The organism is Aedoeadaptatus ivorii, assembly GCF_030815095.1.
In the GTDB taxonomy this organism is placed as follows: Bacteria; Bacillota; Clostridia; order Tissierellales; family Peptoniphilaceae; genus Aedoeadaptatus; species Aedoeadaptatus ivorii.
The window spans coordinates 233,162-248,715 of record NZ_JAUSWF010000001.1 but is presented as its reverse complement, the minus strand read 5'-3'; the positions used below and the strand labels follow the sequence as shown (position 1 = coordinate 248,715).

Annotated in this window: 14 protein-coding genes; all 14 read right to left on the bottom strand. The window is 50.5% G+C overall.

The window, feature by feature from the left end; translation table 11 throughout:
* Window positions 1–2: 2 nt before the first annotated feature.
* Window positions 3–353 (bottom strand): 30S ribosome-binding factor RbfA, encoded by a 351-nt coding sequence (gene rbfA, locus QO008_RS01280; RefSeq protein WP_126465406.1) that lies wholly within the window; start codon window positions 351–353, stop codon window positions 3–5.
* 2 nt (window positions 354–355) lie between these two features.
* Window positions 356–2,716 carry a translation initiation factor IF-2 gene (gene infB, locus QO008_RS01275; protein ID WP_307383609.1) on the bottom strand — a complete coding sequence of 787 codons (2,361 nt, stop codon included), beginning with the start codon at window positions 2,714–2,716 and terminating at the stop codon, window positions 356–358.
* A gap of 23 nt (window positions 2,717–2,739) precedes the next feature.
* The gene (rnpM, locus tag QO008_RS01270; RefSeq protein ID WP_126465404.1) at window positions 2,740–3,009 is read right to left on the bottom strand and encodes an RNase P modulator RnpM; all 270 of its coding nucleotides are present in this window, start codon (window positions 3,007–3,009) and stop codon (window positions 2,740–2,742) included.
* 11 nt (window positions 3,010–3,020) lie between these two features.
* Complete coding sequence (nusA, locus tag QO008_RS01265; protein ID WP_307383606.1) at window positions 3,021–4,343, bottom strand: transcription termination factor NusA; 1,323 nt, start codon at window positions 4,341–4,343, stop codon at window positions 3,021–3,023.
* 17 nt (window positions 4,344–4,360) lie between these two features.
* The gene (locus QO008_RS01260) at window positions 4,361–4,822 is read right to left on the bottom strand and encodes a ribosome maturation factor RimP (protein WP_164715212.1); all 462 of its coding nucleotides are present in this window, start codon (window positions 4,820–4,822) and stop codon (window positions 4,361–4,363) included.
* Between the two features lie 73 nt (window positions 4,823–4,895).
* Window positions 4,896–9,125, bottom strand: coding sequence for a PolC-type DNA polymerase III (locus QO008_RS01255; protein WP_307383603.1), 4,230 nt, complete (start codon window positions 9,123–9,125; stop codon window positions 4,896–4,898).
* On the bottom strand, window positions 9,115–10,173 hold the full coding sequence (gene ispG / locus QO008_RS01250) for a flavodoxin-dependent (E)-4-hydroxy-3-methylbut-2-enyl-diphosphate synthase (protein ID WP_126465400.1): 1,059 nt from the start codon (window positions 10,171–10,173) through the stop codon (window positions 9,115–9,117). The genes QO008_RS01255 and ispG overlap by 11 nt, the downstream gene beginning before the upstream one ends.
* A gap of 13 nt (window positions 10,174–10,186) precedes the next feature.
* On the bottom strand, window positions 10,187–11,185 hold the full coding sequence (gene rseP / locus QO008_RS01245; protein ID WP_126465399.1) for an RIP metalloprotease RseP: 999 nt from the start codon (window positions 11,183–11,185) through the stop codon (window positions 10,187–10,189).
* 8 nt (window positions 11,186–11,193) lie between these two features.
* Entirely contained in the window at window positions 11,194–11,964 is a 771-nt protein-coding gene (locus tag QO008_RS01240; RefSeq protein WP_126465398.1) for a phosphatidate cytidylyltransferase, read from the bottom strand.
* Window positions 11,965–12,678 (bottom strand): isoprenyl transferase, encoded by a 714-nt coding sequence (locus tag QO008_RS01235; RefSeq protein WP_269471185.1) that lies wholly within the window; start codon window positions 12,676–12,678, stop codon window positions 11,965–11,967.
* Window positions 12,679–12,729: 51 nt separating this feature from the next.
* Window positions 12,730–13,290, bottom strand: coding sequence for a ribosome recycling factor (gene frr / locus QO008_RS01230; protein WP_126465397.1), 561 nt, complete (start codon window positions 13,288–13,290; stop codon window positions 12,730–12,732).
* Between the two features lie 21 nt (window positions 13,291–13,311).
* Window positions 13,312–14,019 (bottom strand): UMP kinase, encoded by a 708-nt coding sequence (gene pyrH, locus QO008_RS01225; RefSeq protein ID WP_126465396.1) that lies wholly within the window; start codon window positions 14,017–14,019, stop codon window positions 13,312–13,314.
* 15 nt (window positions 14,020–14,034) lie between these two features.
* Window positions 14,035–14,679, bottom strand: a complete 645-nt coding sequence (gene tsf, locus QO008_RS01220) for a translation elongation factor Ts (protein WP_126465395.1) — start codon at window positions 14,677–14,679, stop codon at window positions 14,035–14,037.
* A gap of 73 nt (window positions 14,680–14,752) precedes the next feature.
* The gene (gene rpsB, locus QO008_RS01215) at window positions 14,753–15,550 is read right to left on the bottom strand and encodes a 30S ribosomal protein S2 (RefSeq protein ID WP_126465394.1); all 798 of its coding nucleotides are present in this window, start codon (window positions 15,548–15,550) and stop codon (window positions 14,753–14,755) included.
* Between the last annotated feature and the right edge of the window lie 4 nt (window positions 15,551–15,554).

Below are 15,554 nucleotides of genomic sequence, written 5' to 3'. Positions count from 1 at the left end.
GACTACTCCGAATCTTTAAGGGCGTCGATTTGCTGCTGCAGTTCGATCCCCTTTTCGATGCTGTCGTCCAGTTCGAGCAGCAATTCGGGCATGGCCCGCAGCTTCATATTGCGTCCCAATTCCTTTTTCATAAATCCCTTGGCGCTCTTTAGTCCCTCGAGCGCGTCTTCTTTCGCCTGATCATCTCCGAAAACGGAAATGCCTACGGTCGCATAGGACAAGTCTCCGGTAACCGATACAAAGGAGACGCTGGTTAAAGGCGGGATTCTCGGATCCTTTAACTTGTTTTGAATAATATCGGAGAGTTCTCGTTTGATTTCTTCAGATATTCTGTGGATCCTCTTGTTATTCATATCTATAATTCCTTCTTAATTTCCTTTTCAATATAACATTCCAATAAGTCCTTGACCTGGATGTCGTTGAAGTTTTCCACCATAAGACCGCCTTCGTAGCCTTGGGCGATTTCTTTGGCATCGTCTTTGAATCGCTTCAGGGAAGCAATCGGGCCTTCGTGGATGACGATATCGTCGCGCAGTACTTTCACCATGCCGTTGCGGACGATTTTTCCCTTCAAGACATAGATCCCCGCGACGATGTTGTTGTTCGGAAGTTTAAAGGTGTCTCTCACTTCGCAGCGACCCAACACTTCCTCTTCGATATCGGGGGTGAGCATGCCGCTTACGGCACCCTTTACATCGTTGATAATGTCGTAGATGACGCGATAAGTGCGAACGTCGACTTCTTCTTGTTTGGCGAGTTCGATCGCATTGATATTGGGCCGTACATTAAATCCGATGACCAGGGCATTGGAAGCCGAGGCGAGGTTGATATCGCTCTCGTTGATGCCGCCGGCGCCGGAGTGGATGATATTGACCTTGACCTCGTCGTTTTCGTTCAGTTTGAGCAGAGACTGGTTGATCGCCTCTACCGTTCCTTTGACGTCCGCCTTGACGATCAGGTTCAGATCCTTGAGTTCCCCTTCTTTGATTTTTTCGAAGAGATTGCTCATAGAAATCTTGTTTTTGGTCGCCAGTTTTTCTTCCCGTAATGCGGCAATGTTGCGGCTTGCGATTTCCTTGGCGGTCTTTTCGTCCTTGACGGCATAGACCGTATCCCCGGCATTGGGGACATCGTCCAGCCCGAGAATCACGACGGGGGTAGACGGACCCGCCTTTTTCAGGCGCTTTTTCTTATCGTCGGTCATGGCGCGAATATGGCCGTGGCTGGTTCCCGAAACGATAAAGCTGTCCGCGGTAAGGGTCCCTTTTTGTACGAGTATGGTCGCCATGGGTCCCTTTCCCTTGTCGAGGCGTGCTTCAACCACCGTACCGACGGCGAGCCGATCGGGATTGGCCTTTAGTTCCTGTACTTCTGCGACCAATAGGACCATATCCAATAGATCGGGAATGCCTTCTTTGGTCTTGGCCGAGACTTCGACCATAATCGTATCGCCGCCCCAGTCTTCAGAGACCAAACCTTCTTCGGCCAGTTCCTGGCGCACGCGATCGGGATTGGCGCCTTCGCGGTCGATCTTGTTGATGGCGACGATAATGGGGACTTCTGCCGCCTTGGCGTGGTGAATTGCCTCGACGGTCTGCGGCATAACGCCGTCGTCAGCCGCCACTACGAGGATCGCGATATCGGTAACCGATGCCCCTCTGGAGCGCATGGCGGTAAAGGCCTCGTGGCCCGGTGTGTCCAAAAAGGTGATGTTTTCTCCATGCACGGAGACCTGGTAAGCCCCGATATGCTGAGTAATGCCGCCGGCTTCAGAAGCGGTAACATGGCTCTTTTTGATGACGTCCAGAATCGACGTCTTGCCGTGGTCGACGTGGCCCATAACGGTAACCACCGGCGGACGCTTTTTCAAAGATTCCTCGGGATCTTCCGGATCCAGGCCATATAATTCTTCGATGTCGGAATCCTCTTCGGAAATAAATTCGACTTCTTTGCCGAATTCGTCGGCGAGAATCGCGATTACGTCTTCGTCGATCGATTCGTTTTGCGTCGCCATAATGCCCAAGCCGATCAGCTTCGTAATCACCTGGGCAATATTGACCCCGATGGATTCCGAAAATTCTTTAACCGTAAGCGGTGCTTTAATCTTAATGGCCTGATCCCCTTTCTCCATTTCTCGCGCTTGTCGTTCCTTGCGCTTTTGGCTGCGCGATTTCTTTTTGGGATGCTTGGGCTTATCGAATTCTTGAGGCTCCTGATCCCGCTGTTTATGTTTCTTCTTTCCGCCGTCGCGTTTGCGCGATTTCTTTTCTTCTCTCTCTTCGTCGTCATCGCTTCGAGTGTGGAGATTCGGACGAGAAACATCTTTTTTCTTCGTCTTTTTCTCCTTAGAACCGTCTTTCTTCGGCGACTCGGATTTCTTTTCGCGCTTTTCTTGTTTCGGCTCGGATAGTTCTTCGTCTTTTTCTTGTTCTGCCTTGTCCGATGTTACATTCCCATGTTTTGAAGCGCGAGACGGCTTTTCGGCTTGCTTTTCGGGTTCGACTCGATTCTCTTCCGCCACATTGGCCGCAGTCCGCGCTTCTTCCTGGGCGTTTTGCGCCCGGCGAATAAAATCATACAGCTGCTTTTGTTCTTCTTCCGACAGAGTGCTCATATGACTTTTTACGGACATGCCCGCCTGCTTTAAGACGTCCATTAAATCCTTACTCGCCATACCGATCTCTTTCGCTACGGTATATACTCTTTTGTTCGACATGAGAACACCTCCTAAGTAGAGGATTATAGATCTTTCAAAGATTCTCTCAATACTTCAAAAGTCGCCGCCGGGATTTCCGCTCCCAGCGCTCTATGAAAGGCCTTCGATTTTTGTGCTTTATGCAGGCAAGCTTCGTCCTTGCAAATATAGGCACCTCGACCGTTCGCCTTTCCTGTTTCGTCTATAAAAACCTCTTGTTCTTGATTTCTGACTACGCGCATTAATTCTGCTTTCGGCTTTGCTACGCCGCAACCTACGCATTTGCGCATGGGGATTTTTTTCGGTTTCGCCATTGTATTCCCCGCTATTGCTCCGTTTCGTGAACGTCCGGATCGCCTGCCGCATCAATGGCTTCCGCATCTGCTAGCTCTTCGGCATCAGCCGGCGCCGCCTCTTCTGCATTCTCCTCCGGTTGTGCATCGGCAAACAGATTCGAAAGGTCCAAGCCCGTCAGGCCTTCAATGCTGGCAAAATTATCGGATCCGTCTTCTGTATCGCCATATCCCGAGACGTCGGTATCGTGGGATGCGCCGTGTTGTGTTTCAAAGGACGCGCGAAAATCCGCTATATTCGTCTCGAGCGCATCCAGATATTCCTGAAATTGCGTTTCGGATTTGATATCGATCTTCCAATTGGTCAGCTTGGCAGCAAGCCGCGCATTTTGGCCCTCTTTTCCGATGGCCAAAGACAGTTGGTAATCGGGTACTACCACGAGGGCGGATTTTTCTTTTTGGTTGATGAATACGTCCACGACCTTCGAAGGACTCAGCGCATTGCCTATGAATTTGCCGATGTCCTTTTCCCAGATCACGATATCGATCTTCTCGTCGTGGAGTTCTTCGACGATGGTCTTTACACGGCTGCCCTTGAAGCCCACGCAAGCGCCCAAGGGATCCACATCTTCGTCTTTCGAGAAGACCGCGAGCTTCGTGCGACTGCCCGCTTCTCTGGCAATGGAATAAATTTCCACCACGCCGTCGTGGATTTCCGGTACTTCCAGCTCGAATAAGCGGCGTACCAAATTCGGGTGGCTCCGAGAAAGGACGATCTGCGGCCCCTTCGGCTGTCGATTGACCTCCAGGATCAGCATCTTGTATCGATCGCCTTGCCGATACGATTCCCCCGGAATTTGTTCGGATATGGGAAGAATTGCCTCGGTCTTGCCTAAGTCGACGAACACATTCCCCTTGCTGGTGCGCTGCACCTCGTTGGTGATGATTTCATTTTCCCGATCGGCATAATCGTCGTAGATCACTTCTCGCTCGGCGTCTTTTATGCGCTGAATGACCACTTGTCGCGCCGTTTGTGCGGCAATGCGTCCGAATTTTTCGGGATCGATTTTATCGTAATATACATCTCCCGTCTCCATCTCCGGATACGTAGCGCGCGCCTCTTCGAGGCTGATCTCGGTATTTTCGTCGAATACTTCGTCTACGACGAGGCGTTCGGCGGAAATAGAAATTTCTCCGTTTTCCCGATCGATCTCTACCACGACATTTTGAGCCGTTCCGAAATTTTTCTTATAGCTGGAGAGCAATGCGGACTCCAGGGCTTCCAGAATGACTTCTTCTTTTATTCCCTTTTCATTTTCTATTTCTTTCAGAGCGTAAATAAACTCTTCATTCATTATCGTTTCATTGCCTCCTAAAATTCAATGACCTGTCGCATTAAAGAGATGGATTTTGAATCGAGGGTGACAATTCGGCCGTCTTCCTCTCGGATATCTACGGTATCCTCGCCGTAATCCGCGAGAATTCCCACAAAGTCCTTTTTATTCTCTAATTTCTTATACAGTCGGACTTCGACTTTTTTGCCCAGATTTCTTCTGTAATCGTCGCGGCTTCGGATCGGCCGGTCCAGTCCGGGAGACTGTACCTCCAGGGTATAGGCGCCCGGAAATAGGTCTTCGTTTTCGATTTGTTCGTCGACATCTCGAGAGATTTCGGCGCAGTCGTCGATATCCACCCCGTCGGCGTGATACACAGTAATGATGATACGCGCCGGCTCTTTTCGAAGAATCTCCACTTCGACCACTTCATAATCCAATCGGGCGGCTGCTTTTTCGGCAGCGGCACAGATCTTCTCCCGCATTTGAGAACTTTTCAAGAACTCACCTCCCATAAAAAACTAGAGTGGGGGCCCCACTCTAGTTTCACTCGTCTAACTTCACTTCAGTATATCACATTTTGGCCATGCCGCCAATGATATCGAGCATACTCAACTGATTGTCTTTCGGGATTCCGTCCAGTACGCCGTGGGCAGAAAGCATCTCGACGACCGTCTTCGAAGCGCCGGTACGGGATACGAGATCCTCTACCGACAAAAACGGCGCCTGCTTTCTTTCCCGATAGATTTCCCGGGCTACGGTTTCGCCGACGCCGGGCAATGCGCCGAATGGTGGAAGAATTTTTCCGTCTTCGATCAAAAACTTCCTATGATGGGATTTCTCAAGCAGAATCGGAGCAAATTCATACCCCCGCGCAAACATCTCCATGACCGAGCGCAGCAGTTGAAATTCATCCTTTTCTTTTTTGGTCGCTTCAAAATTCAGCGCTTCAATGGCTTGCATGCGCCTTTTGACCCCCTCCGATCCGCTTAAAATTACCTCGCCGTTCAGATCCGAAAGCTTCGTGGTAAAGTAGGCCGCATAAAAGGCAAGGGGGTAATGCACCTTATACCAGGCAATCCGCAGACTGGTGAGTACATAGGCGACGGCGTGGGCGCGCGGGAACATATACTGAATTTTTTGGCAGCTTTCCAGATACCATTCCGGCAATTTCAGAGAATGAAGGATATCCGCATACTTTTCCGGAATGCCGCGGCCCTTTCGAACCGCCTCCATGGTATCGAAGGCGACTTTGTTTTCCGCCCCTGCGCGAATCAGGTAGTTCATAATGTCTTCTCGGGTACTGATGACTTCGGAAATGCTCGCTCGGTTGCTATTCACCAGCTCCTGGGCATTGCCGGTCCACACGTCCGTGCCGTGAGAAAGCCCAGAAATATTGACGAGAGAACCGAAGCTGTCGGGTTTGGTCTCCAGTAGCATTCGCACGACGAAGTTCGTGCCGAACTCCGGAATTCCCAAAGTCCCCGTCTGGCAGGTGAAGACGTCTTCGTCCATCCCCAGACCCTCTGCGGAAAGAAACAGCCCTTTCACCGCGGGGTCGGTGATTTCGGCATCTTCCATATGCGTATGCGTAAGATCTTCCAACATGCGCAAAATCGTCGGCGCGTCGTGGCCGAGGATGTCGAGTTTCAAAATGTTTTCGCTGATGGAATGGTAATCGAAATGCGTGGTAATCACGTTTTTCTTCGCATCGTCCGCCGGAAATTGGATCGGCGAAAAATGGTGAATGTCTTCGTCTTTGGGCACGATCATAATGCCGCCGGGGTGCTGTCCGCTGGTCCGCTTGACCCCTTCGATGCCCTTGGCGAGGCGTTGAATTTCTACGGGATTTTTGAGGATATTATTCTCTTCGAGATACTTCCGCACGAAACCGTAGGCGGTCTTCTCCGCCAAAGTGCCTATGGTGCCGGCGCGGAACACAAAGCCTTCGCCGAAACTGTCTTCGATAAACTTGTGCGCCGTGGGTTGGTATTCCCCGGCAAAGTTCAAGTCGATATCCGGTTCCTTATCGCCATAGAAGCCCAAAAAGACTTCGAAGGGGATTTTGTGCCCATCCCGTCGCAAGGGCGCGCCGCATTCGGGACAGTTTCTCTTTGGCAGATCGAAACCGGAACTGATGCTCTCCTCCACCGAAAAATCGCTAAATCCGCAGTCCGGACAGACATAGTGCGGCGAAAGCGGGTTGACTTCGGTAATGCCCGTCATCGTCGCAACGAGAGAGGAACCGACCGATCCCCGCGAACCCACATAATATCCGTCGTCATTGGATTTTTTGACGAGCTTTTGGGCGATGCGATACATCACGGCATAGCCGTTTCCGATGATACTGGTAAGTTCTTTCTCGAGCCTTTGTTCGACGATTTCGGGCAGCGGGTCGCCGTAGATTTCCCGCGCCCGTTTGTAGGTATCGTTGCGCAAATCGACATCGGCATTTTGAATCTTCGGAGGAAATTTACCCGAAGGGATCGGTTGGATTTCTTCGATTGCCGAGACGATGTCGAAAGGATTTTCGATCACGATCCGATGCGCCGTCTCCTGCCCCAGAAAATCAAAAGCCGCGAGCATTTCGTCCGTCGTCATAAAATAGGCATGGGAATTGCCCATCGCCCGGCCGCTAAATTTTGCGTGCTTCAAGATCTCAAAATACAAATAATCATCCGGATCCATATAGCGCACATCGGAGGAGGCGACGACGGGTACGCCTTCTGCATCGGCAAGACGCAAAATGTGGCAAATCATCTCTTCCGCATCCGCCTGTGACTGGAGCAGACCGTCGAAATAGGCTTTTCTATACCGAGGCGGCGGGGAAACTTCGACATAATCGCAGCGGCGAATGTGATCCTTCAATTCCGCGTCCGAGGCGCCGCGCAGATAGGCATCTATGAGTTCTCCGCTTTCTCCCCCGCTGCCTACGATGAAATCCTCCCGTACGGCTTCCAATTTAGAGCGCGGGATGCGCGCCGTGCGGAAAAACGTCTTTGTGTGCGAATCCGAGACCAATCGGTACAGTTCGGTAAGGGCCTCTAAATTTTTGGGGAAAAGGGTCAGTTTTGTCGGAAAAAGGCGCTCCGGATGGGGGTGGTAGAGTTCTTCATACGACTCCGGTGCATCTACGCCTTCTCGGGCGGCGAGTTTTTGCAATTCCAAGAACAGCTCCGCCGTCGCCTCGGCGTCGTTGACGGCGCGGTGGGCGCCGTTTAGCGAGATGCCGAAGCGCTTTGCCAGGGTCCCGAGTTTGTAGTTTTTTACAGAAATCGGAAGGCATTGGGACAACAAGAGCGTATCGATGGTCGCATAGCGCGGTTTTTCGGGACGTCGAAATTCCAAAAAGCGCGAGTCAAAGGTGGCATTGTGGGCGACCAAGATCCCTTCGCCGATAAAGAATTCAAATTCCGGCAAGATCTCGTCGATCTTCGGCGCATCCTTTACCATATCGTCGGTGATGCCCGTCAATTCGACGATCTTTTCCGGGATCGGCCGTCCGGGATTAACAAATGTCGAAAATCGAGAGACGATTCGTCCCTTCTCGATTTTCACGGCGCCGATCTCCGTAATTTCGTCGAAGCGCGGAGAAAAACCCGTCGTCTCCAAGTCGAAGACGATATAGCTTAGATCGTGTCGAACGCCGTCCGGATTCTTAAAAATTTTCTCTTTGTCGTCGACGATATCGGCATCGATGCCATAGAGAATGCGCATATCGTGTTTTTTGGCTGCCTGCATCGCATCGGGATAGCCCTGGACCACATTGTCGTCTGTGATCGCGATGGCACTGTGGCCCCATTCCTTTGCGCGACGGGCAAAGGCGCCGATACTTTCACAGCCCGCCATATTGCTCATTTTGGTGTGCAGATGTAGCTCGATCCGCTTTTCGGGTGCCGTGTCGGTGCGCCGTTCTACGAAGATGTTCTTTATACTCCTCGCCATAATGCTCTCGTTGCGGTCAAAACTGTCGTATTCGAATTTTCCGCGCACGAGAATGTCCGCACCGGTCTTAAAATGCGCGGCAAACGCATCGGCTTCTTCGTCTTTGACAAAGGCTTTTACATTGCGGCTGTCGCTTCCATCGTAGATCGATAATATAAAAAGCGTCTTGTTGTTTTTGATATTGCGGCGATCCGTTTGAAACACCTGTCCCGCTACGGTCACAGTTTCTCCGCCTCGACAATCCGAAAGCGGCATGGGTGCGTCGAAATTGTCCTTGCCGAAGATATAATTCTCCTCGATCTGAGCGGCTTCTTGTTTTTCAAACTTTGCCGCCTCCGCCTGATAGCGCGCACAGAATTCGGACTCCTCGTCGTCCATCTGCGAACACAGTGCTTCTATCTCCGCCTCCGCTTCTTCCACTTTGCAACAAATCCGATAGGAATGGCCGCTGATTTTCTCCAGTTCCGCTTCTAAAGAGAGGGCGGCAATATTTCTTTCCATGGTAACATTCGGCACGCGGAGGGTAATGCTGTCTTTTTCGATTTTGCAGCTGTTTGCGTCGAGCCAAGCCTGCGAAGAAGCGATGCGACCCCGCAAAAATTCCAATATATCTTCGGAAGAGAGGTCTTTGACGGGGACGGCCTCGGGTGTCTGTTCATGATGCATTCGAATCGATACACCCGAAAAACAGCGGGTCATCAGATCGCTGAACCGCTGCGAATCGTCGTCTACGGATTCGCTATAACAGACGATTTCCGCGCGATCGGGAGCGTAGACGATCTTATTCACTTTGATGTTTCTATTTAGCATAAAATCCACCAGAGCGCGCTCTGATGGATTTTCGGATTTATTTTTCAAGACGATCCCTTTCTATGCACTCGATCAGTCCGTCGAGCAGCTCCGATTCCGAAACCGAGCGGATGACCTTGCCTTTTTTGAAGATCACGCCGCGGCCGTTTCCGCCGCAAATGCCGTAGTCGGCTTCTTGTGCTTCGCCGGGCCCGTTGACTCTGCAACCCATAATCGCGATTTTGCCCTGAAAGTCGAGATCCTTAAAACGCTCTTCCGCTTCTTTTACGATACCGATCAAATCGATCTCGGTGCGACCGCAAGTCGGGCAGGAGACGATCTCGATTCCGTCTGTTCGCAGCCCCAATCCCGATAAAATCAACTTTGCCGTCTGTACTTCATCGGTCGGGTCGCCGGTCAAGGAGACGCGCATCGTATCGCCAATGCCTTCGTACAGCAAAATCCCGAGACCCATGGCGGATTTTACGATGCCCCTTTCGCCCGCACCGGCTTCGGTAATGCCCAAGTGCAGCGGATAGTCCGTAAGGGCGGCAAATTTGCGGTAGCTTTCGACGGATTGGTGGACATCCGATGACTTCAGCGAAACTTTTATGTCGCGAAAACCAAATTTTTCCAACATCTCTGTTTCTTCTAAAGCGGATCCGACGATAGAATCGGGATTGACGCCCCCGAATTTGTCGATAAAAGCGCGCTTGACAGAGCCGGAGTTTACACCGACGCGAATCGAAAGCCCCTGGGCCTTTGCGGCTTCTGCGACTTCTCGAATTTTCCAGTCCTCACCGATATTTCCGGGGTTGATCCGAAGGCCGTCTACGCCGTGTTCTACGGCATAGAGGGCCAATTTGTAATCGAATTGAATGTCGGCGATTACGGGGATCGAAATCGCCGATCGTATTTTAGGAAGTGCCTTTGCATCGTCCGCATCGTTTACGGCCACCCGAACGATGTCGCAACCCACCGCTTCCAAGCGGTGAATCTGTCGAACCGTCGAATCGGTATCCTTCGTCTTGGTATTGGTCATGGACTGAATGCTGATCGGCGCGCCGCCGCCGACGGCGACGTCTCCCACCATGATTTGTCTCGTATTCTCAGCCATCGATATCCTCCCTCTATTTTATAAATCGGGCAATATCTCCAAAAATTGTCACATAGATCATCAGGCCGAACAAAAGGGTGATGCTGATCAGAGAAAGACCCATTTCCAGCTTTTCGTCCACCGCTTTTCCGCGAATTGCCTCGATCAAAAGGAACAAGAGCTTTCCCCCGTCCAAGGCGGGAATCGGCAGCAGGTTCATAAAACCCAGGTTGGCGGAGATATACCCCGTGATAAACATCAGCGAGGCAAAGCCGTATTTTGCGGAATCTCCGATGATCTTTACGACCCCTACCGGACCAGATAGATTGTCGACGCCGACGGCGCCGCTAAAGAGTTTTCCCAATACGTCGAAAATCGTAAGGACGACGCCGCCCGTCATGGACGCACCATCCGCGATTGCGCGTATGGGATGAAATTCACTCGTCGGCTTGACGCCGATGATGCTCTTTCCGTTTTCCGTCTTCGGCATTACAGAAAAAGAAAGTGTATTGCCGTCACGATTCACCGAAACGGAGAGCGTTCCTTGTTTATCCGCGACATAGCCGGAAAAATCTTCCCAGCTTCGGACCTCGCGATCGTCAACGGAAAGGATCGTATCGCCTGCACGCATCCCCGCCGCTTGTGCGGGAGATCCTTCGATTACGGTATCTACCGTTTGCGTCGGATAGCCGCTGATCATTAAAAATAAGGTAAAGGCGACAAAGGCCAATACGAAGTTCATCGCCGCACCACTTACCACCACGGCCATTCGCGCCGCGACCGATGCGTTATTAAAGGATCGGGGATCGTCCGAGGCATCCTCTTCTCCTTCCATGGCGACGTATCCGCCTATGGGAAGTGCCCGCAAACTGTATTGTGTTTCGCCTTTTTGCTTCTTCCACAGCGCGGGCCCCATGCCTATGGAATATTCGTTGACCTTAATGCCGACGGCCTTCGCCATGGCAAAATGCCCCAATTCGTGTAGGGCGATGATCAATACGAATACAAAAATCGAACCGAGTATAGTCGTCATAAAACCTCCTAGAGCGGGAACCAATACAGCATATAGACCATGGGAATGATCAATAAGATGCTGTCAAAGCGATCCAATAGACCGCCGTGGCCCGGCAAAAAGTTGCCGTAATCTTTGATTCCCGTCTCTCTTTTTATTTTCGATGCGAATAAATCGCCCAACTGTGCCGTCACCGAAGCTAATCCGATAAACAGCGCGTGGAATACAGTAATACCCAATCCGAAGACGCCGCAAAAGATCAATCCGCAGATTACCGTACCGAGAATCGCCCCCAGCGCCCCTTCTACGGTCTTATTCGGACTGATAGAGGGACATAGCTTTCGCTTGCCGAAAGACGTGCCGGCGAGATAGGCAAAGCTGTCGGTGGCGATGGTAATGACGAAGACCAAATAAATATAGTTGGTGTGGTCCAGGTAGATGATCGGAAACAGAAAATACGGCACATAGACCAGAATTAAAAAACAAATCGCGGCATCTTCTAATGTAAAATACCGACTCCGAAGCAAGAAGAGCACCAATAGAAAGGTGGATACGGAAAATGCGATAAACATCGGCCATTGTAATTGAAAGACCACATAATGCAGAAAACAGGAAAACAAGATATAGCGTTCGGGAATATAATGTCCCTTGTGCTGAAACGCCCTGCTCAGTTCGTGACAGAGCTGCAGCGAGATCAACAATACGGCGATATTTAACACCCATCCGCCGAAGTGGAGGATGACGGCGAGGATCAAAAACAAGACGACGGCCGTCGCTGTCCTTACCCAAAAATTATTCAATTAAATGCCCCCAAACCTGCGATTTCGGTTTTGGTAATCCCGAAGGGCGACGTCCAGCACTTCCGGGGTAAAGTCCGGCCAGAGGACGTCTGAAAACCAAAATTCGCTGTATGCCAGCTGATACAACATAAAGTTGCTGACCCGCAGCTCGCCGCTGGGGCGAATTAAAAGATCCAGCGGCGGTGCACCGGCGGTGTAAAGGCGCGATTCAAAGGCTTCTTTGTCGATGGCATCGGCATCGATTTTGCCGGCCTCCACGTCTTTTGCCAGGGATTTTGCCGCGCGAAGAATTTCGTCCTGTCCGCCGTAGTTCAGCCCTATATTTAAGACCATTTTACTATTATCGGCGGTCGTCTGCAAAGCGCCTTGGACGGATTCTCTGACTTTTTCGGGCAAAGCTTCGATATCTCCCATTACATTCAGGCGTATGCCGTTTTCGTGCATTTCGGCGATGTATTTGGCGATAAACTTTTGCAGAAGCGCCATCAAATGCTGCACTTCCTCCGCCGGACGCTTCCAATTTTCCGTAGAAAACGCATAGAGCGAAAGATAGGGGATGTCTTTTTTGTAACACGCCTTTACGATGTCCAAAACGCGCATAGCCCCTTCTTTGTGGCCGTAGCCGCGAGGAAGATTGCGCTTCTGTGCCCATCTGCCATTGCCGTCCATAATGATGCCGATATGATCGGGCATATTTCTGGTTTCCGTATCCACGAGATTCCTCCTAAAAAGAAAGAACCCCCGAAGGGGTTCTATTTAGTTTCTTTAGATTTCTGACAGTTCTTCTTCTTTCGCCTTGGCTACCTTGTCGATTTCGGCGACGGCGGCGTCGATTTCCTTTTGAATTTCTTCCTCATAGGCCTTCAATTCATCTTCGGAAATTTCCTTGTTCTTTTCGGCTTTTTTGATGATGTCGATGGACTCTCTGCGAATGTTGCGAATCGCGACTTTGGATTTTTCTGCGTCTTTTCCTACGACTTTGATCAAATCTTTTCTGCGTTCTTCCGTAAGCGCTGGAATGACGAGGCGGATAATCTTTCCGTCGTTGGAAGGGTTCAAACCCAAATCCGATTTTAAGATTTCCTTTTCGATCGCGCCGATCAGAGAAGGATCCCAGGGCTGTACGGTAAGAAGACGAGCTTCCGGAGCGGTAATACCGGCGATTTGATTCAGAGGGGTCTGTTGACCGTATGCCTCGACGGTGATGCGATCCAACAAAGAGGGGTTCGCCCGACCGGCACGGATCGAGGTCAACTCCTCGCGTAATACTGCAATGGTCTTTTCGGTTTTGTCTTTGATATCGCGTTTAATATCGCCAAACTCCATAAACTTCCTCCTTATTACAGTCTATTCAACATGGGTTCCCAAAGTTTTGCCCATGACGACATCGTAGATGTTGTTCTCGTTGTCGATGCCGAACACAATCAGCGGAATCTTGTTTTCCATACAGAGAGAAGTCGCCGTAGAATCCATAATTTTTAAGTTTTTCTTCAGGATTTCGATATAGTCGAGTCTCTCGTATTTTACCGCGTCGGGATTTACATTCGGATCCGAATCGTAAATGCCGTCTACGCCCTTTTTGGCGAGCAAAATGACCTCTGCGTCGATTTCTGCGGCGCGCAGTGCCGCCGTGGTATCCGTAGAAAAGTAGGGATTGCCGATGCCACCGGAGAAAATGACGACTCTCTGCTTTTCCAGATGTCGAATGGCGCGTCTACGAATATAGGGTTCGGCCACTTCTTTCATTTCTATGGCGGTCATCACTCTGGTTATGACGTCCATCTGCTCCAGAGCGTCTTGAAGGGCGAGGGCATTCATTACGGTGCCGAGCATCCCCATATAATCGGAGGTGGCGCGGTCCATATCTTGGCTGTCGCGCCCTCTCCAGAAGTTTCCGCCGCCGACTACGATGCAGGTTTCTACGCCCAGTTCGGAGATCTTTTTGATTTCCGATGCATATAGGCGAACCACGGACGAATCGATTCCGATTCCCTTGTCACCGGCCATGGCTTCCCCGCTGAGTTTTAAGACGATCCTCTTGTATTTCGGTTCCATGGTCATGTCGCGGGCTTATTTCATTTGCTTTGCGACTTCTTCTGCAAAGTCTTCTTCGCGTTTTTCCATGCCTTCGCCCACTTCATAGCGGACAAAGCGACGGATGCTGATCTTTTCGCCGATCTTTGCGGTCAATGCACTCAGCAGATCGTTGACGGTTTGATCGCCGTCTTTGATAAAGGGTTGATCCAAGAGGACGATCTCTTCATAGAATTTTTCCAGGCGGCCTTCTACCATCTTTTCGACGATGTGTTCGGGCTTGCCTTCGTTCAGTGCTTGTTCCTTCAAGATGGATTTTTCGTGTTCTACTTCTTCTGCCGGCACTTCGTCGCGGGTGACGTATTTGGGGTTCGCTGCGGCCACTTGCATAGCCATATCCTTCACGAAATTTTTAAAGTCTTCGTTCTTAGCGACAAAGTCGGTTTCGGAGTTGACTTCGATCAATACGCCGATGCGGTTGTTGTGAATGTAGCTGTCGACGATGCCTTCAGCTGCGATTCTGCTCGCCTTTTTAGCGACCTTGCTGAGTCCTTGTTCTCTGAGAATATCGACGGCACGATCCATATCGCCTTCGGCTTCTTGGAGCGCTTTTTTACAGTCCATCATGCCTGCGCCGGTTTTTTCTCTGAGTTCTTTCACCATTTTTGCTGTGATTTCCATCTTGTACCCCTTTCAATGATCCTATTCATAAAAATAAGAGTCCTAAAGGCCTTTAGAACTCTTATAAATCAACTTATTCTTGTTCTTCTGTTTCAGCCGCACTATCTGTATTTTGATTTTCAGTTTCTTCGACAGATTCGTCTTCAGACTGCATGTCTTCCACTTGTACTTCTTCTGCTTCTTCTTGTGCGCCTTGTCTTCCTTCGATGACGGCGTTGGAAATCGTCTCGGTAATCAGCTTAACGGCGCGAATGGCGTCGTCGTTACCGGGAATCGGATAGTCCAGTTCGTCGGGATCGCAGTTGGTATCGAGGATACCTACGATAGGAATACCCAATTTTTGTGCTTCCTGCACGGCAATGTTTTCTTTTTTCGGGTCTACGACGTACATCACATCGGGAAGACCGTTCATGTTTTTAATGCCGCCGAGGAACTTCTCGAGACGTTCTCTGTCGTGACGCAAGCCGATGACTTCTTTCTTCGGCAGGACGTCGAAACGACCGTCGGTTTCCATCTCTTCCAACTCTTTTAAGCGTTGGATTCTCTTGTTGATGGTTTGGTAGTTGGTCAACAGACCGCCCAACCATCTTTGGTTGATGTAGTGCATGCCGCATTTTTTCGCTTCTTTTTCGATCGCGTCTTGGGCTTGCTTTTTGGTACCTACAAACAGAATTTGACCGCCGTTTTGTGCAACTTCTCTTACGAAATCGTAAGCTTCTTCGACTTTACGAACGGTTTTTTGCAGGTCGATGATGTAGATCCCGTTTCTTTCGGTGAAGATGTATTTCTTCATCTTGGGATTCCATCTTCTGGTTTGATGGCCGAAGTGTACGCCCGCTTCCAGCAGGCTCTTCATAGAAATTACAGACATGTTT

Excerpts from the sequence above, each read along its gene's own strand:
- rbfA (WP_126465406.1), bottom strand. The coding sequence starts at position 353 with ATGAATAACAAGAGGATCCACAGAATATCTGAAGAAATCAAACGAGAA.
- infB (WP_307383609.1), bottom strand. The coding sequence starts at position 2,716 with ATGTCGAACAAAAGAGTATATACCGTAGCGAAAGAGATCGGTATGGCG.
- rnpM (WP_126465404.1), bottom strand. The coding sequence starts at position 3,009 with ATGGCGAAACCGAAAAAAATCCCCATGCGCAAATGCGTAGGTTGCGGC.
- nusA (WP_307383606.1), bottom strand. The coding sequence starts at position 4,343 with ATGAATGAAGAGTTTATTTACGCTCTGAAAGAAATAGAAAATGAAAAG.
- ispG (WP_126465400.1), bottom strand. The coding sequence starts at position 10,173 with ATGGCTGAGAATACGAGACAAATCATGGTGGGAGACGTCGCCGTCGGC.
- rseP (WP_126465399.1), bottom strand. The coding sequence starts at position 11,185 with ATGACGACTATACTCGGTTCGATTTTTGTATTCGTATTGATCATCGCC.
- frr (WP_126465397.1), bottom strand. The coding sequence starts at position 13,290 with ATGGAGTTTGGCGATATTAAACGCGATATCAAAGACAAAACCGAAAAG.
- pyrH (WP_126465396.1), bottom strand. The coding sequence starts at position 14,019 with ATGGAACCGAAATACAAGAGGATCGTCTTAAAACTCAGCGGGGAAGCC.
- tsf (WP_126465395.1), bottom strand. The coding sequence starts at position 14,679 with ATGGAAATCACAGCAAAAATGGTGAAAGAACTCAGAGAAAAAACCGGC.
- rpsB (WP_126465394.1), bottom strand. The coding sequence starts at position 15,550 with ATGTCTGTAATTTCTATGAAGAGCCTGCTGGAAGCGGGCGTACACTTC.